22 protein-coding genes are annotated in these 21,511 nt (G+C 66.7%); 14 read left to right on the plus strand and 8 right to left on the minus strand.

Annotated features, from left to right (window positions below; all coding sequences use genetic code 11):
- Positions 1-117 precede the first annotated feature (117 nt).
- The 3 genes from MU516_RS00060 (at position 118) to MU516_RS00070 (ending at position 2,779) form a co-directional block, all read left to right on the plus strand.
- Entirely contained in the window at positions 118-495 is a 378-nt protein-coding gene (locus tag MU516_RS00060) for a hypothetical protein (RefSeq protein ID WP_260275183.1), read from the plus strand.
- A gap of 86 nt (positions 496-581) precedes the next feature.
- A complete protein-coding gene (locus MU516_RS00065) occupies positions 582-1,964 on the plus strand; it encodes a leucyl aminopeptidase family protein (protein ID WP_260275184.1) in 1,383 nt (460 codons plus the stop codon).
- Positions 1,961-2,779, plus strand: coding sequence for a C40 family peptidase (locus MU516_RS00070; protein WP_260275185.1), 819 nt, complete (start codon positions 1,961-1,963; stop codon positions 2,777-2,779). The genes MU516_RS00065 and MU516_RS00070 overlap by 4 nt, the downstream gene beginning before the upstream one ends.
- 51 nt (positions 2,780-2,830) lie before the next feature.
- On the opposite strand, the gene truB is transcribed toward MU516_RS00070, so the two are convergent.
- The 3 genes from truB to rbfA all read right to left on the minus strand — a co-directional run bounded on the left by truB (position 2,831) and on the right by rbfA (position 4,988).
- Entirely contained in the window at positions 2,831-3,724 is an 894-nt protein-coding gene (truB, locus tag MU516_RS00075; protein ID WP_260275186.1) for a tRNA pseudouridine(55) synthase TruB, read from the minus strand.
- 69 nt (positions 3,725-3,793) lie between these two features.
- Entirely contained in the window at positions 3,794-4,552 is a 759-nt protein-coding gene (locus MU516_RS00080) for a phosphodiester glycosidase family protein (protein WP_260275187.1), read from the minus strand.
- Positions 4,542-4,988: a 30S ribosome-binding factor RbfA gene (gene rbfA, locus MU516_RS00085; RefSeq protein ID WP_260275188.1), complete on the minus strand. Its 447-nt coding sequence runs from the start codon at positions 4,986-4,988 to the stop codon at positions 4,542-4,544. Before rbfA ends, MU516_RS00080 begins: the two co-directional genes overlap by 11 nt.
- Before the next feature lie 69 nt (positions 4,989-5,057).
- On the opposite strand from rbfA, the gene dapB reads away from it, so the two are divergent.
- A complete protein-coding gene (gene dapB / locus MU516_RS00090; protein WP_260275189.1) occupies positions 5,058-5,894 on the plus strand; it encodes a 4-hydroxy-tetrahydrodipicolinate reductase in 837 nt (278 codons plus the stop codon).
- A gap of 9 nt (positions 5,895-5,903) precedes the next feature.
- On the opposite strand, the gene MU516_RS00095 is transcribed toward dapB, so the two are convergent.
- Complete coding sequence (locus MU516_RS00095; protein ID WP_260275190.1) at positions 5,904-6,500, minus strand: COG3650 family protein; 597 nt, start codon at positions 6,498-6,500, stop codon at positions 5,904-5,906.
- Positions 6,501-6,591: 91 nt separating this feature from the next.
- Here MU516_RS00095 and tsaE point away from each other — a divergent pair, with 91 nt between their 5' ends.
- The 5 genes from tsaE to trxA are packed head-to-tail and all read left to right on the plus strand — an operon-like array spanning position 6,592 to position 15,341.
- Positions 6,592-8,001, plus strand: a complete 1,410-nt coding sequence (gene tsaE / locus MU516_RS00100; protein ID WP_260275191.1) for a tRNA (adenosine(37)-N6)-threonylcarbamoyltransferase complex ATPase subunit type 1 TsaE — start codon at positions 6,592-6,594, stop codon at positions 7,999-8,001.
- Entirely contained in the window at positions 7,989-8,657 is a 669-nt protein-coding gene (locus tag MU516_RS00105) for a nucleotidyltransferase family protein (protein ID WP_260275192.1), read from the plus strand. Before tsaE ends, MU516_RS00105 begins: the two co-directional genes overlap by 13 nt.
- Positions 8,650-11,598, plus strand: a complete 2,949-nt coding sequence (gene addB / locus MU516_RS00110; protein WP_260275193.1) for a double-strand break repair protein AddB — start codon at positions 8,650-8,652, stop codon at positions 11,596-11,598. The genes MU516_RS00105 and addB overlap by 8 nt, the downstream gene beginning before the upstream one ends.
- Positions 11,588-14,962 carry a double-strand break repair helicase AddA gene (addA, locus tag MU516_RS00115; protein WP_260275194.1) on the plus strand — a complete coding sequence of 1,125 codons (3,375 nt, stop codon included), beginning with the start codon at positions 11,588-11,590 and terminating at the stop codon, positions 14,960-14,962. The genes addB and addA overlap by 11 nt, the downstream gene beginning before the upstream one ends.
- The gene (gene trxA / locus MU516_RS00120) at positions 14,931-15,341 is read left to right on the plus strand and encodes a thioredoxin (protein WP_260275195.1); all 411 of its coding nucleotides are present in this window, start codon (positions 14,931-14,933) and stop codon (positions 15,339-15,341) included. Before addA ends, trxA begins: the two co-directional genes overlap by 32 nt.
- A 65-nt stretch (positions 15,342-15,406) precedes the next feature.
- Here trxA and MU516_RS00125 read toward each other — a convergent pair whose 3' ends face one another.
- Positions 15,407-15,766, minus strand: a complete 360-nt coding sequence (locus MU516_RS00125) for a cupin domain-containing protein (RefSeq protein WP_260275196.1) — start codon at positions 15,764-15,766, stop codon at positions 15,407-15,409.
- A 43-nt stretch (positions 15,767-15,809) separates the two neighbouring features.
- Positions 15,810-16,709, minus strand: coding sequence for a hypothetical protein (locus MU516_RS00130; RefSeq protein ID WP_260275197.1), 900 nt, complete (start codon positions 16,707-16,709; stop codon positions 15,810-15,812).
- A 97-nt stretch (positions 16,710-16,806) separates the two neighbouring features.
- On the opposite strand from MU516_RS00130, the gene hslV reads away from it, so the two are divergent.
- The 3 genes from hslV (at position 16,807) to MU516_RS00145 (ending at position 18,987) form a co-directional block, all read left to right on the plus strand.
- Positions 16,807-17,364 carry an ATP-dependent protease subunit HslV gene (gene hslV / locus MU516_RS00135; protein ID WP_209054823.1) on the plus strand — a complete coding sequence of 186 codons (558 nt, stop codon included), beginning with the start codon at positions 16,807-16,809 and terminating at the stop codon, positions 17,362-17,364.
- Between the two features lie 78 nt (positions 17,365-17,442).
- Positions 17,443-18,750: an ATP-dependent protease ATPase subunit HslU gene (gene hslU / locus MU516_RS00140; RefSeq protein ID WP_260275198.1), complete on the plus strand. Its 1,308-nt coding sequence runs from the start codon at positions 17,443-17,445 to the stop codon at positions 18,748-18,750.
- Between the two features lie 57 nt (positions 18,751-18,807).
- Positions 18,808-18,987, plus strand: coding sequence for a PLD nuclease N-terminal domain-containing protein (locus tag MU516_RS00145; RefSeq protein WP_260275199.1), 180 nt, complete (start codon positions 18,808-18,810; stop codon positions 18,985-18,987).
- On the opposite strand, the gene MU516_RS00150 is transcribed toward MU516_RS00145, so the two are convergent.
- Positions 18,988-19,611, minus strand: a complete 624-nt coding sequence (locus tag MU516_RS00150; protein ID WP_260275200.1) for a Smr/MutS family protein — start codon at positions 19,609-19,611, stop codon at positions 18,988-18,990.
- Entirely contained in the window at positions 19,611-20,270 is a 660-nt protein-coding gene (locus MU516_RS00155) for a Tim44/TimA family putative adaptor protein (RefSeq protein ID WP_260275201.1), read from the minus strand. The genes MU516_RS00150 and MU516_RS00155 overlap by 1 nt, the downstream gene beginning before the upstream one ends.
- A 112-nt stretch (positions 20,271-20,382) precedes the next feature.
- On the opposite strand from MU516_RS00155, the gene MU516_RS00160 reads away from it, so the two are divergent.
- Positions 20,383-20,931, plus strand: a complete 549-nt coding sequence (locus tag MU516_RS00160) for an FxsA family protein (RefSeq protein ID WP_209054828.1) — start codon at positions 20,383-20,385, stop codon at positions 20,929-20,931.
- Between the two features lie 57 nt (positions 20,932-20,988).
- The gene (gene secB / locus MU516_RS00165; protein WP_260275202.1) at positions 20,989-21,501 is read left to right on the plus strand and encodes a protein-export chaperone SecB; all 513 of its coding nucleotides are present in this window, start codon (positions 20,989-20,991) and stop codon (positions 21,499-21,501) included.
- Positions 21,502-21,511: the final 10 nt, after the last annotated feature.

Raw genomic sequence — 21,511 nt, forward strand, 5'->3', positions numbered from 1 at the left:
GATATGCGGAGATTGAGGAAAATTCGAGCGGTTTCTTTCGGGGCGGTCAAGCCTTTCTTCATCGCCCGCAGTCATGTTGCCCGGATTGGTGCGGACAGGAATTTGTCGGAGGTGCGGATGGCACAGATCAAGGCGCTGGCGGTATCGGAACCGGTCCGCGTGGACGCAAGGCGCGTCAGCGACATCATCAGCGAACTGGGCGAAACGGCCGCGCAGAATGTCATCGGGCTGGCGCTGGAACAGCTTGCGGTTGCGCTGGACTCAACCGACCGCGCGCTTGCCGATGGCGATCTTGCGCGGGCCGTCGATCATGCTGACAGGCTGTCGCGGCTGGCCTGGCAGATCGGATTGCTGTCGCTTGCCGGTGTCGCGATGGATCTTGGCGCATTGGCCGAACGGCGCGAAACGGCGGCACTGGCCGCAGTCCGTGCCCGCCTGATGCGCGTTGGAAACCGATCGCTGACGGCGATCTGGGATCGCGACAAGTCGGGCTGATGCGGGCCGGCGACCGACGCCGGGCGGGGCCTTGCGGCCCCGACAGCAGGATGTAGTCTGGCCCGACGCAGCCAAGGACACCGCAGATGACGCCCGAATTCGCCCCCAGCCATCAGGACGCCCTGCCGATCTGGCCCGTATGGCAGGGCCAGCCGGTGCCGGACGACGCTGACGCCGGTACATGGCCCGAAAGTTGCGGCTTCGAGGGCGCTGCGGGCCAGTCATGCCTGCTGCCCGATGGTCGCGGCGGCGTCGCCGGCGCCCTGTTCGGACTGGGCAACCGGGACCGCGCCGACCGGCAGCGTTTCCCGCTGGCCCGCGCCGCCGAGACCCTGCCCGAGGGCATCTGGCGCCTGGCCGACATCCCCGAAGGGATGGACGCGCGACAGGCCGCGCTTGGCTGGCTTCTGGGTCAGTATCGGTTCACCCGCTACAAGGCCGGCACCGGCGCCGGGCGCGCGCGGCTTGTCTGCCCCCAAGGGTTGGACGCGCAGGAAGTGCAGGCGATCGCCGCGGCCGAATTCCTGACCCGTGACCTGATCAACACGCCCGCCAGCGACATGGGACCGCAGCAACTGGAAGACGCGGCCCGCGCGCTTGCAGACCGGCTTGGCGCCTCGATCGAGGTGACCAGCGGCCCGGCCCTGCTGGACGCGAACCTGCCGATGATCCACGCGGTCGGCCGAGCCGCCCAAGCCGAGCCGCGGCTGATCGACATCCGCCTGGGGGACGGTGACGGCCCGACGCTGACCATCGTCGGCAAGGGCGTGTGCTTCGACACCGGCGGGCTGAACCTGAAGCCCGGCGCGTCGATGGGTCTGATGAAGAAGGACATGGGCGGGGCGGCGACGGCGCTTGGCTTCCTGCAAATGCTGGCTGGCACCGGCGCGGCGCTCGGGCGCCGCATCCGGGTGCTGATCCCGGCGGTGGAAAACAGCGTGGCCGGCAATGCGTTCCGGCCCGGCGACGTGCTGACCAGCCGCAAGGGACTGACGGTCGAGGTGAACAACACCGATGCCGAAGGGCGTCTGGTGCTGGCCGATGCGCTGACGCTTGCGGCCGAAGATAGCCCGGATCTGATGATCTCGTTCGCAACGCTGACCGGGGCGGCAAGGGTCGCGCTGGGACCGGATATCCCGCCCTTCTACTGCGATGATGATGCGACCGCACAGGCCATTCAGGCCGCCGCCATGGACGCGGCGGATCCACTGTGGCGGATGCCGTTCTGGGCCGCCTATGACAGCCTGATCGAACCGGGAATCGCCGATCTGGACAATGCCCCCTCGGGCGGAATGGCCGGCTCGATCACCGCCGCCTTGTTCCTGCGGCGCTTTGCCCAGGGCGCGGGCAGATATGTTCATCTGGACATCTATGGCTGGCAGCCGACCGCCGCGCCGGGCCGTCCGAAGGGCGGTGTAGGACAGGGCGCGCGCGCCCTGCTGGCGGCCCTGCCGAAGATCCTGCCATGAGCCTTGATCGCCGCCTGACCCCGGCGACCGACCGGATCGCGCTGGCCAGCCTGCGGGGAATCCTGGATCGTCCCGACTATACGCCCGGCACGCCCGCGCGTCTGGCCGTACCTCTGGCGGACCTGCTGAACGCGCCCGATGGACGGCGCGACCGGCAGGTGAATTTCGGCGCCGATGCGACGGTGATCGACCGGGACGGCGACTGGACATTCGTGCAGATGGGGCTTGACGGCTATTGCGGCTGGTTGCGGGATGCCGCCCTGACCCGCGATCTGCCGCCCCTGACCCACCGCGTCACGGCGCCCGCCACCCATGTCTATCCCGGCCCGGACATGAAGCAGCATCAGATGCACGCCCTGTCCATCGGGGCACGGCTGGCCGTCGAAGGCATCGAAGCTGGGTTCGCGCGTCTTGCCACGGGTGGATATGTGCCGCTGCCGCATATCGCCGACCGACCCGCCACCGATCCCGTCGCGGTGGCGGAACTGCTGATCGGCACGCCCTATCTCTGGGGCGGCAACAGCGACTGGGGGATCGACTGTTCGGGCCTCGTTCAGGCAGCACTGAGCGGTTGCGACATTCCCTGCCCCGGCGACAGCGATCTGCAGCGTGCGGCGTTTCCCGAGGTGACCGACATCCGACGCGGCGATCTGCTGTTCTGGCCGGGTCATGTCGCGCTGGCGCTATCGCCCGATCTGATGATCCATGCCACGGCATGGAAGATGGCGGTCATCCTGGAACCGATCGCCGAGGCCATCGCACGCATCGACGCGGCCGGCGATGGCCCGTTCCTTGGCGCCCACCGCCCTCGCTGAGACTTCTACCTTGCGGAAGTTCTCTCGATCGCGGGCGGCAGCCCCCATAGATTATAGATTGAAGACCCGCTCGGGCTGGACCTTGCCGCCCTGATAGCGGCCGATGCAGACCGGCAGGTTGCCGTCGCTGACCCAGACCAGCTCGCCCCATTCCGCGCCGCCGGTCACCTCGCCCGGGTTTCCGTTACGAATCCGGATCGCGCCTTCCGGCGTCGCGCGCAGCTTCGGCAGATCGTCCAGCGCCGATTCCAGCGGCAGAAGCTGTGCCTGCAGCCAGTCCTGCGCTTCGCGGTCCACCTTGTCGAAGGCCACGCCGTTCTCGACCTCGAAGGGTCCCGACCAGACCCGGCGCAACTCGGCGACATGGCCAAGGCAACCCAGCTTCCGTCCCAGATCGCGGGCGATCGACCGGACATAGCCCCCCTTGCCGCACACCATTTCAAGCCGTCCGGTATCGCGATCCGCGTCCAGCAGCGTCAGGCTTTCAACCCACAAGGGTCGCGCCGCCAGATCCAGCTCCTCGCCTTCGCGGGCCAGATCATAGGCGCGCTCGCCATCGACCTTGACCGCCGAGAAGGCTGGCGGAACCTGCATGATCTGGCCGATGAACCCGGACAGCGCAGCCTCGACCGCGGCGCGGTCGGGACGATCCTCGGCGCTTCGCAGCACTTCCCCCGACGCATCGTCGGTCGTGGTCTCGGCCCCCCATTTCACCCTGAAATCATAGCATTTCAAGGCGTCCGTCAGGATCGACACCGTCTTCGTCGCCTCGCCCAGGGCGACGGCCAGAACGCCGGTCGCATCCGGGTCCAGCGTGCCGGCATGGCCCGCCTTCTTCGCATCCAGCGCCCATCGCACCTTGTTCACGACCGAAGTCGAGGTGACGCCCGCGGGCTTGTCCACGATCAGCCAGCCCGTGATGTCGCGGCCCTTCTTGCGTGCCATGAGATCCTCTTGGAAAAAATCGAAGCCGGGCAGATAGCCCTCGGGCGGGCGCGGGTCAACCGCGCCGCATCATTCAGCCGTACCGACCAACCCGATGATCGGGCCCAGACTGCGCCCGAAATCCGCGCGGTTCACGCCCGGGGCATAAAGCCTGCTGATCGAGCCGTCGAAATACAGCGCGTCACGCACCTGCAGCCCGTCGCGAAACAGCCGCCCGAACTGATGGAAGGTCACCGGACGGTCGGAGATCGCAAACCACGCGGTCTGCCCGTCGGGCGATACGCCAACGCCGTTCCGGATATAACGGCTGTCGGAATCGACCAGAAAGCGCGGATGCAACGCGCCGTCGATCACCAGCATCGGCCCCGATTGCGTGGCTAGTCGGCATTCGGGACGTGCCTCGGCAAAGGCACGGCTTTCGATCACCTGAAAGGGCCGCGCACCACCGGTACAGAAGACGCCGTTCGGCAGCATCCCGAAGTTTCCGCCGCCCGCCTGCGTGTTTATTCCGTGCCGTTCCTGCCCGTCGATCACCAGCAGCCCGACCGGGCGGTAATCGGGATGGAACATGCCCGCGTTCATCGCGAAATCCAGCCTTTCGCCGGATGCCAGGGATTTGCGGACATTGTTGAAATTGTTCAGCGGCTTGCCGTCTTCGTCGTCCTGCCAAAGCCGCAGCGCGGGTTCCTGCGCAGCCGCGACCTGACAGACGATATAGCCCTGTCCGTCATGTTCGAGATGGCCACAACCATCCGAGGCGGCGGGCAGCGCGAAAGCAAACATCATTCCCAGCGCGACGCCAAGCTGCCTTTGCACCTCAAGCATCATCGCGATCATTGTGCCCGTCGCGTTCCGATGCGTCGTCGTCGGGCGCCTCGACATCGCGGCGGACCCGTTCATCGGCGAACATCCGGCGGGTGTCGTCCAGCCGGTCGAAGGTCTCATCCAGCTGGAACCGCAACTGCGGCGCATATTTCAGCGTCATGGCCTTGGCGACCAAGTGGCGCAGTTCGGGCGCGTTGCGGCGCAGCGCGGCCAAAGCTTCTTCGGCGTCATGCCCGCCAAGCGGCAGAACATAGGCGGTGGCGACCTTCAGATCGGGCGAGGTCCGAACCTCGCCGACGGTGATCGAATGCCGGTTCAGATCCGGGTCGTGCACATCCGCGCGCAAAAGCACGTCGGACAGAGTGCGGCGGATCAGCTCGCCCACGCGCAGCTGGCGCTGCGAGGGACCTGAGCCATGGGAAAAGCGGTTCTGTGCCATGCGTCCCGATGTAGGGGGTCGCGGGCCGCGCCGCAACGGGGTATGAGGCGGGAAACGCGGGGGTGATGGATGAGCGATTTCCAACAGACCGAAACCGGGGATCTGCCGGGTATCGTGGTGACCGGTGCCTCGGGCCGGATGGGACAGATGCTGATCCGGCTGATCCTTGAGAACGGCGATTGTCGGCTGGCCGGCGCGCTGGAACGCGCGGGCCACGACTGGATCGGTCGCGACATCGGCGAGGCGATGGGCGGGCAGCCGGTGGGCATCATGGTCAGCGACGATCCGGTCGGCGTGATCGCGCGAGCCCAGGCCGTGATCGATTTCACCGCGCCGGCGGCCACCGTGGCCTTTGCCGAACTGACGGCGCAGGCGCGCGCGGTGCACGTGATCGGCACCACCGGTCTGGCCGAGGACGATCTGGCGAAACTGGCGGCCTCGGCGCGTCACGCCCCGATCATCCGCGCCGGCAACATGAGCCTTGGGGTCAACCTGCTGGTCGGCCTGACCCGAAAGGTGGCAGCCGCGCTTGGCGAGGAATGGGACATCGAGGTGGTCGAGGCGCATCACCGCATGAAGGTCGATGCGCCGTCGGGAACGGCGCTGATGCTGGGCGAGGCCGCGGCCGAAGGACGCGGCGCCGACCTGGCCGATCTGCGCATCCCGGCGCGCGAGGGAATCACCGGTGCGCGCGAGCCAGGCAGCATCGGCTTTTCAGCCATTCGCGGCGGCGACGTGGTGGGCGAACATGACGTGATCTTCGCCGGTGCGGGCGAACGCCTGATCCTGCGCCACGTCGCGACCGACAGGGCCATCTTTGCACGCGGCGCGATCCGCGCGGCCTTGTGGGGTCAGGACAAGGGACCGGGCGAATACGATATGGCCGACGTGCTGGGCCTGACCTGAGATGCCGCCCTAGTTCCCGATCCGGCAGCATCCCGACAACAGGCTTGGGGTATCGCCATGGCGGATCAGCGTCGCGCGCATCCCGAAGCTGCGATCCGACATCCCGTCAGAACAGATCTGCGGGGTTTCGACCAGCGTGATCCCCTCGGCCACCACTGCACGGGCTGGATCGCGGAACACGCCCGTGCCCAGGGTCGATTGCACCACGTGGCGTTCCTGTTCGATGTCCAAACCGCTCAGCACCAGATCGCCGCCGTCGATCCTGACGTCCCAGAAGGGCTCGGTTCCGAAGCAGGCGAACCCGTCCGGCACAGTGCCGTCATGCCAGACATCGGTGCGATAGCTGAGAAAGCGCATCGACACCCACCCTGCCCGTTCGCCGCTGTTCACCTGCCCCCAGCCATCCTGTTCCTGCACGACCTCGATTCGCGTCGCATCCGGGGCAAGCGCGCCGATCACCGGGGCCGAGGCGTCGGGCCTTTCGCGAATGTTCAGCACGTCATCCTTCGCGACGCCGGTCACGTCGAACAGGGTCGGCAGGATATATTCCTGCGTGGCAAGGGCCGGATGGGCCAGCAGCATGAAGACAAGCGTAAATCGCAGCATGAAACGTCCTTCCCACTGGTGGCAGCACCGGACAGATATTGCCATGACACGGGGCGTTTGCACCAGCCCGACAACCAGCTAGAAGCGGGGCATGACCAGCACGCGACTGACCGCCGACGAAACCATGACCGCCGCCCTTGCACGGATGCTGGCGGCCACGGCGCGGCCGGGCGAAACGATCCTGCTGGACGGGCCGGTCGGCGCTGGCAAGACGCATTTCGCCCGCGCCTTCATCCGTGCGCGGCAGGGCGAGGCGGCCGAGGACGTGCCCAGCCCGACCTTCACGCTGGTTCAGACCTATGACGACCCGATGGGAACCGAGATCTGGCACGCCGACCTTTATCGCCTGACCGACCCCTCCGAACTGGATGAGCTGGGGCTGGACGAGGCGCAGGACAACGCGATCTGCCTCATCGAATGGCCAGACCGGATGGAGGCCCTGCCCGAACGCGCGCTGACCGTCGCGATCACCATGACGGACGACCCGGATCTGCGTGACATCGCCCTGTCCGGCCCGGATGTCATCCGCACAGCGGAGCGAGCGCGGTTCGTGGTCGCCGCCGGGTGGGGCGCGGCGCGCGTCCTGCCGCTGGCCGGCGATGCATCGGCCCGGCGATATTTCCGCCTGACGGATCAGGCAGGCAGCGCCATTCTGATGGACGATCCGTCGGGCGATTGCGCCCGCTTTGCCCGGATGACCCGCTGGCTGCGGGATCACGGCTTTGCGGCCCCCGCGATCCTGGCCGAGGATCAGGCAGCAGGATTGCTGCTGGTGCAGGATCTGGGCGACGATCTGGTTGCGCGCGTGCTGCATGCCCAACCTGACCTTGCGCCCAGGATCTATCACCGGATCACCGATTTCCTAGTCGATCTGCATCGTCATCCGGCACCCGATTTCGTTTGCGCGCTGGACGGCCCCACCCTGGCAGACCAGGTGGGACTGTTCGCAGAGTGGTATCCGCAGGCAGTCGGTCACCCAAGCGACGCTGCGCGCGACATTGCGCCCGCCATCGCCCGGTTGCATGCCGAACTGGCGGCAGACATGACCCCGGTCCTGTCCTTGCGCGATTTCCATGCCGAGAACCTGATCTGGAATGGCGACGCCGCGCTTGGCCTGATCGACTATCAGGACGCGGTGGCCTGCCATCCGGCCTATGATCTGGTCTCGGCGCTGCAGGACGCCCGCCGAGACGTAGATCCCCAGATCGAGGCCGACTGCATCGCCCGCTATCTGGCCGCGACCGGTCTGGACCGGGATCGATTCCGCGCCGCCTATGCGCTGCTGGGGGCGCAGCGGAACCTGCGGATCATCGGCATCTTCACACGGCTATGCCTGCGCGACGGCAAGCCGCGCTATCTGGATTTCATGCCGCGCGTCTGGGATCATCTTCAGCGCGATCTTGGCCATCCGGCGCTGACGCCGCTGGCCCGGATCATCGCCGAGATCCCCGCCCCGGACAGCGCCGCCATCGAAAGGATCCGCCGCCAATGCGCCCGCTGATGATCTTTGCCGCCGGGCTTGGCACACGGATGCGCCCGCTGACCGACACCTGTCCCAAGCCGCTGCTCCAGGTCGGCGGACAGACCCTGCTGGATCGTGCGCTGGCGCTGGGGCGGCAGGCCGGATGCGCGCCGGTTGCGGTGAACAGCCACTATCTGGGCCAGCAGATCGCCGATCATCTGGCCGGGCAGGACGTCGCGATCAGCGACGAACCCGGCACCATCCTCGACACCGGCGGTGGCTTGCGAAAGGCGCTGCCGCTGCTGGGGCGGGGGCCGGTGATGACGCTGAACCCGGATGTGGTCTGGACCGGGCCGAATCCTCTGGCCGCGCTGGCCGATGCGTGGCGCGACGACATGCATGCGCTTCTGGCGCTGGTCCCGTTGGAGGGCGCCACGGCGCGGATCGGCACGGGCGATTTCGCGCTGGATCAGGACGGGCGGATCAGCCGCAAGGGCGATTTCGTCTATGCCGGGGCACAGATCATCCGGCCGGACCTGCTGGACGACATCCCCGAGAAGGTGTTTTCGCTGAACCGTCTCTGGGATCTGATGATCGCCCAGGGGTCCGCGTTCGGCATGATCCACAAGGGCGGCTGGTGCGATGTCGGACGCCCCGACGCGATCCCGCTGGCCGAGACGCTGCTGCATGGCTGAATGGCAAAGCGGCCTGTTCGCCCTTCCGCCCGGCGTCGATTTCGCGGCCGAGTTCGTGCGCGGTTTTCTGGACCGGATGTCCGGCCAGCCGCCCGAGGCCGTGGCGCGCGTCACGATCTATGCGAATTCGGGCCGCACCCTGACCGCCATGCAGGACGCCTTCGACCGGCACGGCCCACTTCTGCTGCCGACTCTACGGGTCGTGACCGATCTGGGCGCAGGTCCGGCGGCGGCGCATGGACCGCTTGCCGCACCGTTGGCGCGCAGGCTGGAACTGGCGCGGCTGATCGACGGGCTGCTGGGCCAGCGCCCCGACCTGGCGGCTGGCCATTCGGTGCCGGCGCTGGCGCATTCGCTGGCCGACCTGATGACCGAGATGCAGACCGAAGGCTGCGGCCCGGATGCGCTGTATTCCATCGACACCGGTGATCATGCACGCCATTGGCAAAATGCGCTGGAGTTCCTGCGCATCGCCGCCGATTTCCACCTGACGGGCGTGCCGGTCGATCGCGCCGCCCGCCAGCGCATCGCAGCCCAGACCGCTGCCGCCGATTGGGCCCGGGGACTGAACCTGCCTGCCGATCCGGTGATCGTCGCGGGTTCGACCGGATCGCACGGGGCGACGCGGCTGTTCATGCAGGCAGTGGCCGGACTGCCGAACGGCGCCGTCGTGCTGCCTGGCTTTGGTGCGGGCCAGCCGCAGGATGTGTGGGACCGGCTGGATGTCACCGCCGAGGATCATCCGCAAGCCCGCTTCGCCCCCCTGATCGGCGCAGTCGGCATGCCCCGCGCATGGACGGACGCAGCCGCCGCGGCACCCGACCGCAACCGACTGGTGTCGCTGGCCCTGAGGCCCGCCCCGGTCACCGACCAGTGGATCGCGGAGGGGCCGTCGCTGCCCGACCTGTTGCCCGCCTGCGATGGGCTGACCCTGATCGAGGCCGACCAGCCGGGGCAAGAGGCCGAAGCCATTGCCCTGGTCATGCGCGACGCTGCCGAACGGGTCACGCCGGTGACGCTGATCGCCGCCGATCGCGACCTGATCCGGCGTGTGAACGCGGCACTGGACCGCTGGCATCTGCGCGCCGACGACAGTGCCGGACGTCCGTTGCCGCAGACCGCGCCCGGCCTGTTCCTGCGCCACGTGACGGGGCTGTTCGGCGAGGCGCTGACCATCGACCGGCTACTGATCCTGTTGAAACATCCGCTGACGGCGACGGGCTCTTTGCTGATCGGTGCGAACGATGCCAGACGCCAGGCGCGTGATCTGGAACTGGAGTTGCGCGACCGGGGGCCGGTCTTTCCCACCGGCGACGCGTTGCGAAACTGGGCGACGCGGGGCGATGAGGTTCGCAAGCTTTGGGCAGAATGGGCGGCAGACGTTGCAGATCACTTCAAGGTCTTCGAGACCGATCTGACGCCCCGCCCGATTTCGGACCGGCTGGCCGATCTTCGCCGCATGGCCGAGATGCTGGCCGCTGGCCCGGGTGGCGATGCAACCGCGTCGGAGCTTTGGAAGAAAAAGCCCGGCCAGCTTGCCAGATCCGTCATCGACCATCTGGCCGAACACGCGGGGGAAGGACCGGATCTGGGCCCGGGCGATTTTGCCAGCCTGCTGTATGATGAACTGCAGGCGCTGGCCGACCGCACCGAGGCAGATTACAACCCGCTGCTGAAAATCCGAGGCCCGCGCGAGGCACGGATCGTGGGCGCGGGCATGGTCATCCTGTCGGGCCTGAACGAAGGCGGCTGGCCGCAGGCGCTGTCGCCCGACCCCTGGCTGTCGCGCCAGATGCGGCTGCAGGCCGGGCTGACCCTGCCGGAACGCCAGATTGGTCTGGCCGCACATGATTTCCAGCAGGGCATCGGTGCGGCGCGGGTGATCCTGACGCGGGCAAAGCGCAATGCGGAAGCCGAGACAATTCCGTCGCGCTGGCTGAACCGTCTGACGAATCTGATGGCCGGCCTGCCGGAACGCAACGGCCCCCAGGCGCTGCAGGCGATGCGTGAACGTGGCAGGCACTGGCTGGCCCTGGCCGAGGCCGCGGCCCGGCCAGAAGCACGGCTGGCGCCGGCTGCCCGCCCCTCGCCCATTCCGCCTGAACCCGCCTTCGACGAACTGCCCGTGACGGATATCGCGCTGCTGATCCGCGATCCCTACGCCGTCTATGCAAAGCGGGTGCTGAAACTGCGGCCGCTGAACCCGCTTCGCCCGGAGCCCGACGCCGCCTTGCGCGGCCAGACCCTGCACAGCATCGTTGAGGCCTTGTTGCGGACGCGACCCTCGGCGCAGACCCCGCCCGACACGCTGCGCCGGACGTTTCTGGACATCACCGCAGAGATTCTGGAAAAAGAGGTGCCATGGCCATCGGCCCGCGCCTTCTGGCAGGCCCGGATGGAAGGGATCGCCGACCGGATCGTTTCCGACGAACTGGCCCGGCTGGCCGAGGGCAGCCCGCAGGTGATCGAACAGCGCGGCGCGGTCCGGGTGTCCGGCATGAATTTCCGGCTGACTGCAAAACCCGACCGGATCGACCTGCTGCATGATGGCCGGGCGATGATCTACGACTACAAATCCGGCAAGCCGCCATCGGACGCGCAGATCGCGCATTTCGACAAGCAACTTGTGCTGGAGGCCGCAATGGCCCGGCACGGCGCATTCCCGGATCTGGGTCCGGTAGACGTAGCCGGGATCCGCTATATCCAGCTGGGGGGCGATGGCGCGACCCACGAACGCGATTTCTCGGCCCTGATCGAGAAACAGAACTGGGATGGCTTTCTGCGCCTGGTCGCGTCCTACCTGACCGGCGGAACGGGCTTCACCGCGATCCGGGCGCCGGAATTGCGAGCCTATGCCGGCGACTATGATCACCTGGCGCGCTATGGTGAATGGTCGCTGGCCGATGACCCGCAGCCCGGAAGGGTCGGCCATGACGAATGACGCGACGCTGAACCAGATCGCTGCCGCCGATCCGCTGCGCTCGACCTGGCTGACGGCGAATGCCGGATCTGGCAAGACGCGGGTGCTGACCGACCGCGTCGCCCGTCTGCTGCTGTCGGGCTGCGCGCCCGAACGCATCCTGTGCCTGACCTATACCAAGGCGGCCGCGACAGAGATGCAGAACCGTTTGCTGCGCCGCCTGGGCGAATGGGCGATGCTGCCCGAGCCCCGACTGCGCGCCGCGCTGGCCGATCTGGGCGAGGGCGTGACCGCCGATCTGGCACAGGCGCGGCGCCTGTTCGCGCGCGCCATCGAAACCCCCGGTGGGCTGAAGGTCCAGACCATCCACAGTTTCTGCGCTGCGCTTCTGCGGCGCTTTCCGCTGGAAGCCGGCGTTCCGATGGGGTTTGCGGAACTGGACGACCGCTCGGCTCGCGTTCTGCGCGCCGAGATCGTCGAGGAAATGGCGCGGGACGGCAACCCCGCGATCCGCGACCTGACCACATTGCATGGTGGCGACAATCTGGACGGGTTCCTGGCCAGCCTGTCCGAGGCCGATTTCGGCGATACCCCAGACGCGGACGCGATCTGGGCGTTACTGGGGCTGCCGCCCGGACTGACCGAGGATCTGTTGCTGGGTCATGTCTTCGAAGGGGGCGAGGCTGAACTGTTCGACGTGCTGGTGCCGATCTTTGCGACCGGCGGCACGACCGATACGCGACTGGCCGAAAAGCTGCGCCAGGGCAACTGGCGTGCGCCCGGGATGGCCGAACTGCACCTGCTGATCGGCGCGCTGCTGACGGGATCTGGTGCGAAGGAACCCTTTGCCGCGAAAATCGGCAGCCTTCCGACCAAGGCGCTGCGGACCGGCCCCTGCGCACCGTTCATGGCCGATCTGGAAGACCTGATGCTGCGCGTGCAGGATGCCCGCGCAGACGCGCTGGCGCTGGCGCTGGCCGGCAAGACGCTGGCGCTGCATCGCTTTGGCCATGAATTCACGCGGCGGCTGGCGCTGCGCAAGGCCGCGCATGGCTGGCTGGATTTCGACGACCTGATCCGCAAGACCGCGCAGCTTCTGCGCGAATCCAGCATGGCGCAATGGGTGCTGTGGCGGCTGGATGGCGGCATCGACCATATCCTTGTCGACGAGGCACAGGACACCAGCCCCGAACAGTGGCGCGTCGTGCGCAGCCTGACCGACGAATTCACCAGCGGCGCCGGCGCACAGGACCGCACCCGCACGCTGTTCGTGGTGGGCGACCCGAAACAGTCGATCTATTCCTTTCAGGGCGCCGACATCGCCGTGTTCGAGGAAATGCGCACCCGGTTCGGCGATGATTTTGCCGCCGTCCAGCAGCCGATGCAGCAGCGCGGGCTGGCACATTCCTTCCGCTCGTCCCCGGCGATCCTGTCGCTGGTCGATGCGGTGTTTCAGGGTGACGCGGCCGAAGGGCTGGGCGATCCACCCCGCCATATCGCCTTTCGCGACGCCTTGCCGGGCCGCGTCGATATCTGGCCGCCGCTGGCCGAACCCGACAGACCCGAGCCCGGCGACTGGACCCAGCCGGTCGATGCGCCCGCCGAAAATGCCGCCGACACGATGCTGGCCCGCGCAGTGGCATCCCAGATCCGGGCGATGATCGGCACCCCCCTGCGGGACGCCAGGACGGGCGATCTGCGCGCCATCGGTCCGGGCGATATCCAGATCCTGGTGCAAAGACGGGCCGGCCTGTTCGAGGATCTGCTGCGCGAATGCAAGACTGCCGGGTTGCCGGTCGCCGGGGCGGACCGATTGAAACTGGCGGCCGAACTGGCGGTGCGCGACATCACCGCGACGCTGTCGGTGCTGGCCACGCCCGAGGACGATCTGTCGCTGGCCGCCGCGCTGCGATCACCGCTGTTCGGGCTGTCCGAGGACGATCTTTACCGGCTGGCCGTCGGGCGCGGACGAAAGACACTTTGGCAGATGCTGCGCGGCTCGGGCCATGAACGGATTCGCGAGATCTTCACCGATCTCGCGGGTCAGGCCGATTTCATGCGGCCCTATGACCTGATCTCGCGCCTGCTGACCCGACATGGCGGGCGCGCGGCGCTGATCGCAAGACTGGGGGAAGAAGCCGAGGACGGGATCGACGAATTGCTGTCGCAGGCCCTTGCCTATGAAAGCGCCGAGACGCCGTCGCTGACCGGTTTCCTCGTCTGGTTGTCCAGCGACGAGGTCGAGGTCAAGCGACAATTGCCGGGGGGCGCGGGCGGGCTGATCCGGATCATGACCGTGCACGGGTCCAAGGGTCTGGAAAGCCCGGTGGTCATCCTGCCCGAAACCAGAAAGCGCCGTCCCGACAGTCGCGCCCGCACGGTGCGGATCGATGGCCGCCCGACATGGCGCGGCAACGCCGCAGAACGCCCCGACTCGGTGGCCGATGCCGTCGCGGAACAGGCTCGGCTGCAGGAACAGGAACGCCGCCGGCTGCTTTACGTCGCGATGACGCGGGCCGAAAGCTGGCTGATCGTGGCGGCGGCGGGCGAGACCGGGGTGGGGCTGGACAGCTGGCACGCGATGATCGCGGACGGTGCCGGCCGCGCGCCGCTGGATCGTGCGGAACTCCCGATCGACGGCATCGGCACCGGTCTGCGGCTGTCGTTCGGCGTCTGGCCCATAGGCGATGTCGGCACCCAGTCCGTGTCACCCGCCCGGATCGCGGTGCCCGACTGGGCGCGCCTGGCCGCGCCACAGCCGCCGGAACGTGCGCGCCCGGTTGCCGCCACATCGCTTGGCGGGGCCAAGATTCTGGCCAGCCCGGTCGATGAGGCCGATCCCGAGGCCGCGATGCTGCGTGGCACGCGACTGCATCTGCTGCTGGAACATCTGCCGGGCACAGCGCCCGAAGGCTGGGACGCACTGGCCCGGGCTGCCCTTGCCGGGGCCGAAGGCGGGTTGCCCGACGCGGACGAATTTGCCGACCTGATGTCCGAGGCGCGCGCGGTCATTCAGGCACCTTCATTGGCCGAGGTGATGGATGTGCCCGAAGGCACCACCGTGCTGCGCGAGGTCCGCCTGACCGCGCCGCTGCCCGGATTGGGCATCCTGCACGGCACCGTCGACCGGCTGCTGGTTCGCGACAATCAGGTGCTGGCCATCGACTACAAATCGAATGCCGAGGTGCCGGCAACGCCGGACGCAACGCCAGAGGGAATCCTGCGCCAGATGGCCGCCTATCGCGCGGCGCTGCAGGCGATCTATCCCCGTCGTGCCATAGGCACGGCCATCCTGTGGACCGCGTCGCGCAGCCTGATGGCATTGCCGGAACCGCTGCTGGACGGGGTGGCCGATGCCCTTGACCCCACGCGTCTGCGTCCATAGCTGTATTCCATCCCGCTACGCCGGAACGCCCGGCCCCGCCTTCCAAGGAGAGATCAGCATGGCTACCGTGCACGTCAATGACAGCGAATTCGACGCCGAAGTGCGTCAGGCCGAAACCCCGGTGATCGTCGATTTCTGGGCCGAGTGGTGTGGCCCCTGCAAGCAGATCGGCCCGGCGCTGGAAGAGCTGTCGGACGAATATGCCGGCAAGCTGAAGATTGTGAAGGTCAACGTGGACGAGAACCCCGAACAGGCCGCCGCCCTTGGCGTGCGCGGCATCCCGGCGCTGTTCATGTTCAAGGATGGCGAGGTCGTGTCGAACCGGATGGGCGCCGCGCCAAAGGCCGCGCTGAAAAGCTGGATCGACGAATCCGTCTGATCGCCTGACCTTCCTGCGTCGCCGCCCCGGCCCCTGCGCCCGGGCGGCGTTTTCATGTCCGGCTGTCAGTCACGCTCTGCTTCCGGGTCGGGAAGGTCAGTCTGGATCCAGCGCGGCGACAGGTGGATGTCGGTCGTTTCCAGCCGTCCCGGGCCCAGATTGTGGAACTTGTGCGGCATGTCGCGCGGCCCGAACAGGACATCACCCGCAACCGCCTCGATCTTCTGCGCCCCGATCGTGAACAGCGCCCGGCCCTGACGAACGATGAATACCTCGTCATAGGGGTGGACATGCCATCCCGGTCCCTTGCCCGGCGTGTCTGTCTGGTAGACCAGCACCGTCACATCGGTGCCCAAGTCCGCGCCTTCGACATGGCCGCGCCACGCATCATCCCCACTGGCCCAATCCTTGCGCGACACGCGCATCGGAACCCGTCCATCCGTCACTGTCCAACCGTTCCGATCGCGCCTAGACCGGCCAGCCACCCTGCCGCATCGCGGCCAGCAGGCGTTCATCAGCGTCCGCCGCCATCATATCCAAGCTTTGTTCGCGAAGGAACCAGTGCAGATATCCGGCGAAATCCGGCCGATGTCCGGTCGCACCCGCCAGCGCCCGATCCGGCCCCAGATCGGCGACGTTCAGCGCGATGTGATGAAAATCGACCTGCGCGAAAAGCACCGCCGGCTTGCTCAGAATATAGCCATCGAACGCAACTGCGCTGTTCTGGGTGGCGACAAAAGCGCAATCGCGCAGAAGTGCCATCGTGTCACCGCCGATCGTCAGGTTCGGGTGTCGCCGCGCCAGATCCGCAAGCGCGGCGTGATCGGCGTCGTCATAATGTTCCTTGGGATGCAGCGTTGCGACGCAGGGACGTCCCGTTCGGGCCACGGCATCGACCATCGCGACCGGGCTGACCGTCTGAAAGGACCGGTGCTGCCGAATGCGGCCCTGCAGCGGGATCAGCACATGATCCCCCGATCCCGGTTCGGGTCCGGGCAGCACGCGGCGGCGCAGACGATCGGCAAAGGCCTGCGCGGCAGTCGGTTCGGCCGCAGGGCAGAATTCGGCATGCGCGACCGGCCAGCGCCAGCGTTCCGCCACGGGCTCCAGCCGCCAGAATGGATAGTGATAGGCCAGCCGGAAGGTCAGCGCCCGATCATGGGTCGGCTTCTCCATGTGAAACAGCGCATAACCTGGAACATCCGGCGCCTCGGCGCGCGCACGCTTGCCTGACCAGCAGATTTCCACCTGCCAGCCGCGCGCGATCAGCAATCCCTGGATCCTGTTGAGAAAGCCCAGCTTTCCGGCCCGCGCGGTGTGCAGAACCGGCGGATGCAGATAGATGCGCAGGAACCAGGGCTGGCTCATTCCGGCAGGCTAGAACCGGCCCGGATCGGGCGCAACTTCTTGCGCTGGGGCGTCTGCGCCCATATCTGACCGGAAACGAGACGACGGAGGCCCTTTGATGGCGGACGACAAGTTTCCCGGCTGGCACGGCACCACGATCCTTGCGGTGCGGCGCGGCGGCAAGGTGGTGATCGCGGGCGATGGTCAGGTCAGCGTCGGGCAGACCGTGATGAAGGGCACCGCGCGCAAGGTACGCCGCCTGCAGCCCGGCGGGCGCGATGTCGTGACCGGCTTCGCGGGGTCCACCGCCGATGCCTTCACCCTGCTGGAACGGCTTGAAAAGAAGCTGGAAGGCGCACCGGGCCAATTGCAGCGCGCCTGTGTCGAACTGGCCAAGGACTGGCGCACAGACAAGTATCTGCGCAATCTGGAAGCCATGCTGCTGGTCACCGACGGCGACCAGATCTTCGTGGTGACCGGGGCGGGCGACGTGCTGGAACCCGAACACGATGTGGCCGCGATCGGATCGGGCGGCAATTTCGCACTGGCCGCCGCGCGCGGCCTGCTGGAAACCGACCTGGACGCCGAGCAGGTGGCACGCAGGGCGATGGCCATTGCCGCCGATATCTGTGTCTATACGAACGGAAACCTGACGGTCGAGATCCTGGAAGGCTAAACGGGCCCTGGCCCCGTCGCCGTTCCGGCGATTCCCCCCGGAATTTTTTGCAAAGAAGAAGCCAGTGAGGCGAAGAGCATGAGCGATTTGACACCGCGCGAGATCGTGTCCGAACTGGACCGTTTCATCATCGGGCAGAAAGAGGCCAAGCGGGCGGTTTCCGTCGCGCTGCGCAATCGCTGGCGCCGCAAACAGTTGGGCGACGATCTGCGCGACGAGGTCTATCCCAAGAACATCCTGATGATCGGGCCGACCGGCGTCGGCAAGACCGAGATCAGCCGGCGGCTGGCCAAGCTTGCCAATGCGCCCTTCATCAAGGTCGAGGCCACGAAGTTCACCGAGGTGGGCTATGTCGGCCGCGACGTCGAACAGATCATCCGCGATCTGGCCGATACCGCCATCGTCGATACGCGCGAGCGGATGCGAGACGAGGTGAAGGCCAAGGCGCATCATTCCGCGGAAGAGCGGGTGATCGAAGCGCTGGCCGGCGAAGGCGCCCGGGACGGCACGCGGCAGATGTTCCGCGACAAGCTGAAGCGGGGCGAGTTGGACGATACGGTGATCGAGCTGGAACTGCAGGACAATTCGAACCCGCTTGGCGGAATGGAGATGCCGGGCCAGCCGGGTCAGTCCCTGGGCGGCATGATGGATCTTTCGGGGCTGATGAAGGCGTTCGGCGGGCGGCGTGTTCGGCGCAAGGTGACTGTCGCGGAAAGCTATGACCTGCTGATCGCGGAAGAGGCCGACAAGCTTCTGGACGACGAGGTGGTCAAGGCCGCCGCGCTGGAATCGGTGCAGGAGAACGGCATCGTCTTCATCGACGAGATCGACAAGGTCAGCGCCCGGTCCGATGCACGCGGCGGCGATGTCAGCCGCGAAGGCGTGCAGCGCGACCTGCTGCCGCTGATCGAGGGCACGACGGTCAGCACCAAATACGGCCCGGTCAAGACCGACCATATCCTGTTCATCGCCTCAGGCGCATTCCATGTCGCGAAACCCAGCGATCTGCTGCCCGAATTGCAGGGCCGACTGCCGATTCGGGTCGAATTGCGGGCCCTGACCGAGCAGGATTTCATCCGCATCCTGACCGAGACCGACAATGCCCTGACCCGCCAATACACTGCCCTGATGGCAACCGAGGGCGTGACCGTCAGCTTTACCGACGACGGGATAGCGGCGCTGGCAAGGATTGCGGCCGAGGTGAACGGTGCCGTCGAGAATATCGGCGCAAGGCGACTTTACACTGTGATCGAGCGCGTCTTCGAGGAATTGTCATTCACCGCACCGGATCAAAGTGGCGACAGCGTCAGCGTCGATGCTGCCTATGTCGAACGGCACCTGGGCGATCTGGCACGGTCGGCGGATCTGTCGCGTTACGTCCTGTAACGGAACCCGTTCCCGCGATCCGGTGTTGGCCTTGTCGGATCAGCAAGGAAAGCCGCCATGGAATATATCTTCGGGATCATCATCTTCGTCCTGGACATCTGGGCGATTGCCCAGGTCATCAACACGAACGAAAGCACGGGCACCAAGATCCTCTGGATCGCACTGATTGCCATCCTGCCGGTCATCGGCCTCATCATCTGGTATTTCGCGGGCCCAAAGGCGAATTACTCTGCCTGATCAGCCGGCGGGCCGCCTGAGATAGACGTAATAGGCCCCCTCACCCCCGTGCCGGTAATGCGCGGGGGTGACCTGTTGAACAACCGCAGACAGAGGCGCGGTGTGCAGCCAGTGCGGCACCTGATGCCGCAAGGCGCCGGGGCGAGTGGGCAGCGGACCATGGTCGCCCCTGCCCTTTCCCGTGATCACCAGAACCAGCCTGTGTCCCTGCGCATGCGCGGACAGAATGAAGTGAATCAGGTGCGGATGCGCGGCTGCAAGCGTCATGCCATGCAGGTCCAATCGCGCCTCCGGCCGTATCTTGCCGCGCGACATGCGCTTGTGCACCTTGTGATCCATGCGCAACGGGGCGGCGGCAAGCCGTTCCGCAGGGCTGGGCGCGCGGCTGTGGTCCGGCCCGGCCGCCCCTGCGGCCTGACCGATCCTAAAACGGGGCATTGGCGAAAATACGGTCTGCGGCCTGACCCGTGGCTCGGGATCCTTGCCAGCGGCGTCGTCGCGATCATCATCCGATGCGACACCGCCCTTCTGCCTTATCCGCGCGGAAAGAGGCGTCGCGGTGTCGGCAACACGATGCCAGAGCGCCTTTTCCTCTGGCGTCAGCCCCCGACGACGACGTGACATCAGCCGGTTGCGACCAGCTGCCAGTTCGGATCGGCTTGGCCCATGTCGCGCGCGAAAGTCCAGACGTCCCGCTGCTTGCGGGCAGCCTTGGGATCGCCGTCGACGACATTGCCTTCTGAATCCTTGGTTGCCGCGATCAGCTCACCCACGAACCGCACCGAAACCTCGGCGATCACGGTCGAATGATCGAATTCGGCGCCTGCCAACCCGGTGTCTCTCAATCCCAGGAACTGCGCCTCGACGTTCTGTCCCTGCGCCTTGCGGGCATCGATCACCGACTGGAACGCTTCCGCGACAGGATCGGCCAGAAACGGCCGCACCTCGGACAGATCGCCGCGTTCGAACGCCATCAGGATCATCTCGTACGCGGATTTCGCGCCATTCAGGAAATCCGCCACACCGAAGGACGGATCAACCTCCTTCATCGCGGCCAGGGCCTCGGCGGTGGGGCTGCCCGGTTCGGCGTGATCGAAGATGTCGTGATCGGGCTCGTCGGCGGTTCCCTCGATCACCTCGAAGCGGCGGCGTGCGGGTTGGGCGTCCTCATCCACCTGTGACGGTTCGAACCCATCGCGTGTGCCCAGCACATTGCGAAGCCGCAGGATCAGGAAGATCGCGATCGCGGCCAGCACAAGCAACTGGATCAGCGGGTTGGACATGGAGACGGCCTCAATTCTGGTAAGATCGGTTGGTATCGTCGCTCTGCGTTACTATGTAGGGATCGGATCGGCGCAAGTCCAGTTTGTGCGCCCGTCGGGAAGGGGATTTCGCATGTGGCTTTTCTGGCTGTTCGTCGCGGTGCCGATCATCGAGATCGCGCTGTTCATTCAGGTCGGCGGACTGATCGGCCTGTGGCCGACGCTGGCGATCGTGGTCCTGACCGCGATCATCGGAACCACCCTTATGCGCAGCCAAGGCGCGCATGCATGGGGCGAGGTGCAGCAAAGCTTCAACGAGATGCGCGACCCCACCCGGCCGCTGGCCCACGGCGTGATGATCCTGATTGCGGGCATGTTGCTGCTGACACCCGGATTCTTCACCGATGCGCTGGGACTGTCGCTGCTGATACCCGGCGTGCGCGATGCAGTCATGCGGCAAGTCGCCAAACGCGTCCGGGTCGCGCGATTCGAGATGAACAGTGCATCGATGCGGTCCGAGCCGCATCGCCCGCCCTACGGCGACGGTGTCATCGACGGCGATTATGTGGTCGAAGAGGATGATCCGCGCACGGCCCGCCCGCAGACGCCCCCGGATCTTCCGCCCGAGCTGCCGCATGATCCGCCGGGGCGGCGCGGCGGATCTGGCTGGACGCGGCATTGAGGCCACCATGCGCGCCTGATAGAAGCTGTCGCAAGTCCGAACTTGCGAGGAAAGATCATGGCTGACGAAAACACCCCGAACGGCGAGGCGCAGGCGCAACCTCAGGTACGCATGCAGATCCTTGCGCAGTATATCCGCGACCTGTCATTCGAGAACGCGGTCGCGACCAAGGGCGCGCCGCAGGGCGACGTTCAGCCCGAAATGACCGTTCAGGTCAGTCTGGACGCCCGCAAGCGCCAGACCGAGAACCAGTACGAGGTGATCTCGAAGTACCGGGTGACATCGACCAACAAGAGCGACGGGCAGACCATGTTCCTGGCCGAGCTGGATTACGGCGGGGTCTTCCACATCGAGGGCGTGCCGGAAGATCAGTTGCATCCGTTCCTGATGATCGAATGCCCGCGCATGCTGTTCCCGTTCGTGCGGCGCATCGTGTCGGACCTGACCCGCGACGGTGGTTTCCCCCCGTTCAACATGGATCCGGTCGATTTCGTGGCGCTGTATCGTCAGGAACTGGCGCGCCGGGCGCAGGCGCAGCAGGGCGCGCCCGCAGATCAGAAGCTGTCCTGACGGCGGCGCC

Source organism: Paracoccus maritimus (assembly GCF_025195095.1).
Classification (GTDB): Bacteria; Pseudomonadota; Alphaproteobacteria; order Rhodobacterales; family Rhodobacteraceae; genus Paracoccus; species Paracoccus maritimus.

What these genes read in the sequence shown, in the direction of transcription:
- MU516_RS00095 (WP_260275190.1), bottom strand. Translation starts at nt 6,500, where the DNA reads ATGCTGCGATTTACGCTTGTCTTCATGCTGCTGGCCCATCCGGCCCTT.
- MU516_RS00060 (WP_260275183.1), top strand. Translation starts at nt 118, where the DNA reads ATGGCACAGATCAAGGCGCTGGCGGTATCGGAACCGGTCCGCGTGGAC.
- MU516_RS00155 (WP_260275201.1), bottom strand. Translation starts at nt 20,270, where the DNA reads ATGTCCAACCCGCTGATCCAGTTGCTTGTGCTGGCCGCGATCGCGATC.
- dapB (WP_260275189.1), top strand. Translation starts at nt 5,058, where the DNA reads ATGAGCGATTTCCAACAGACCGAAACCGGGGATCTGCCGGGTATCGTG.
- tsaE (WP_260275191.1), top strand. Translation starts at nt 6,592, where the DNA reads ATGACCAGCACGCGACTGACCGCCGACGAAACCATGACCGCCGCCCTT.
- hslV (WP_209054823.1), top strand. Translation starts at nt 16,807, where the DNA reads ATGGCGGACGACAAGTTTCCCGGCTGGCACGGCACCACGATCCTTGCG.
- MU516_RS00070 (WP_260275185.1), top strand. Translation starts at nt 1,961, where the DNA reads ATGAGCCTTGATCGCCGCCTGACCCCGGCGACCGACCGGATCGCGCTG.
- MU516_RS00065 (WP_260275184.1), top strand. Translation starts at nt 582, where the DNA reads ATGACGCCCGAATTCGCCCCCAGCCATCAGGACGCCCTGCCGATCTGG.
- MU516_RS00150 (WP_260275200.1), bottom strand. Translation starts at nt 19,611, where the DNA reads ATGTCACGTCGTCGTCGGGGGCTGACGCCAGAGGAAAAGGCGCTCTGG.
- truB (WP_260275186.1), bottom strand. Translation starts at nt 3,724, where the DNA reads ATGGCACGCAAGAAGGGCCGCGACATCACGGGCTGGCTGATCGTGGAC.
- MU516_RS00130 (WP_260275197.1), bottom strand. Translation starts at nt 16,709, where the DNA reads ATGAGCCAGCCCTGGTTCCTGCGCATCTATCTGCATCCGCCGGTTCTG.
- MU516_RS00125 (WP_260275196.1), bottom strand. Translation starts at nt 15,766, where the DNA reads ATGCGCGTGTCGCGCAAGGATTGGGCCAGTGGGGATGATGCGTGGCGC.
- MU516_RS00145 (WP_260275199.1), top strand. Translation starts at nt 18,808, where the DNA reads ATGGAATATATCTTCGGGATCATCATCTTCGTCCTGGACATCTGGGCG.
- MU516_RS00160 (WP_209054828.1), top strand. Translation starts at nt 20,383, where the DNA reads ATGTGGCTTTTCTGGCTGTTCGTCGCGGTGCCGATCATCGAGATCGCG.
- addA (WP_260275194.1), top strand. Translation starts at nt 11,588, where the DNA reads ATGACGAATGACGCGACGCTGAACCAGATCGCTGCCGCCGATCCGCTG.
- trxA (WP_260275195.1), top strand. Translation starts at nt 14,931, where the DNA reads ATGCCCTTGACCCCACGCGTCTGCGTCCATAGCTGTATTCCATCCCGC.
- rbfA (WP_260275188.1), bottom strand. Translation starts at nt 4,988, where the DNA reads ATGGCACAGAACCGCTTTTCCCATGGCTCAGGTCCCTCGCAGCGCCAG.
- addB (WP_260275193.1), top strand. Translation starts at nt 8,650, where the DNA reads ATGGCTGAATGGCAAAGCGGCCTGTTCGCCCTTCCGCCCGGCGTCGAT.
- secB (WP_260275202.1), top strand. Translation starts at nt 20,989, where the DNA reads ATGGCTGACGAAAACACCCCGAACGGCGAGGCGCAGGCGCAACCTCAG.
- hslU (WP_260275198.1), top strand. Translation starts at nt 17,443, where the DNA reads ATGAGCGATTTGACACCGCGCGAGATCGTGTCCGAACTGGACCGTTTC.
- MU516_RS00105 (WP_260275192.1), top strand. Translation starts at nt 7,989, where the DNA reads ATGCGCCCGCTGATGATCTTTGCCGCCGGGCTTGGCACACGGATGCGC.
- MU516_RS00080 (WP_260275187.1), bottom strand. Translation starts at nt 4,552, where the DNA reads ATGATGCTTGAGGTGCAAAGGCAGCTTGGCGTCGCGCTGGGAATGATG.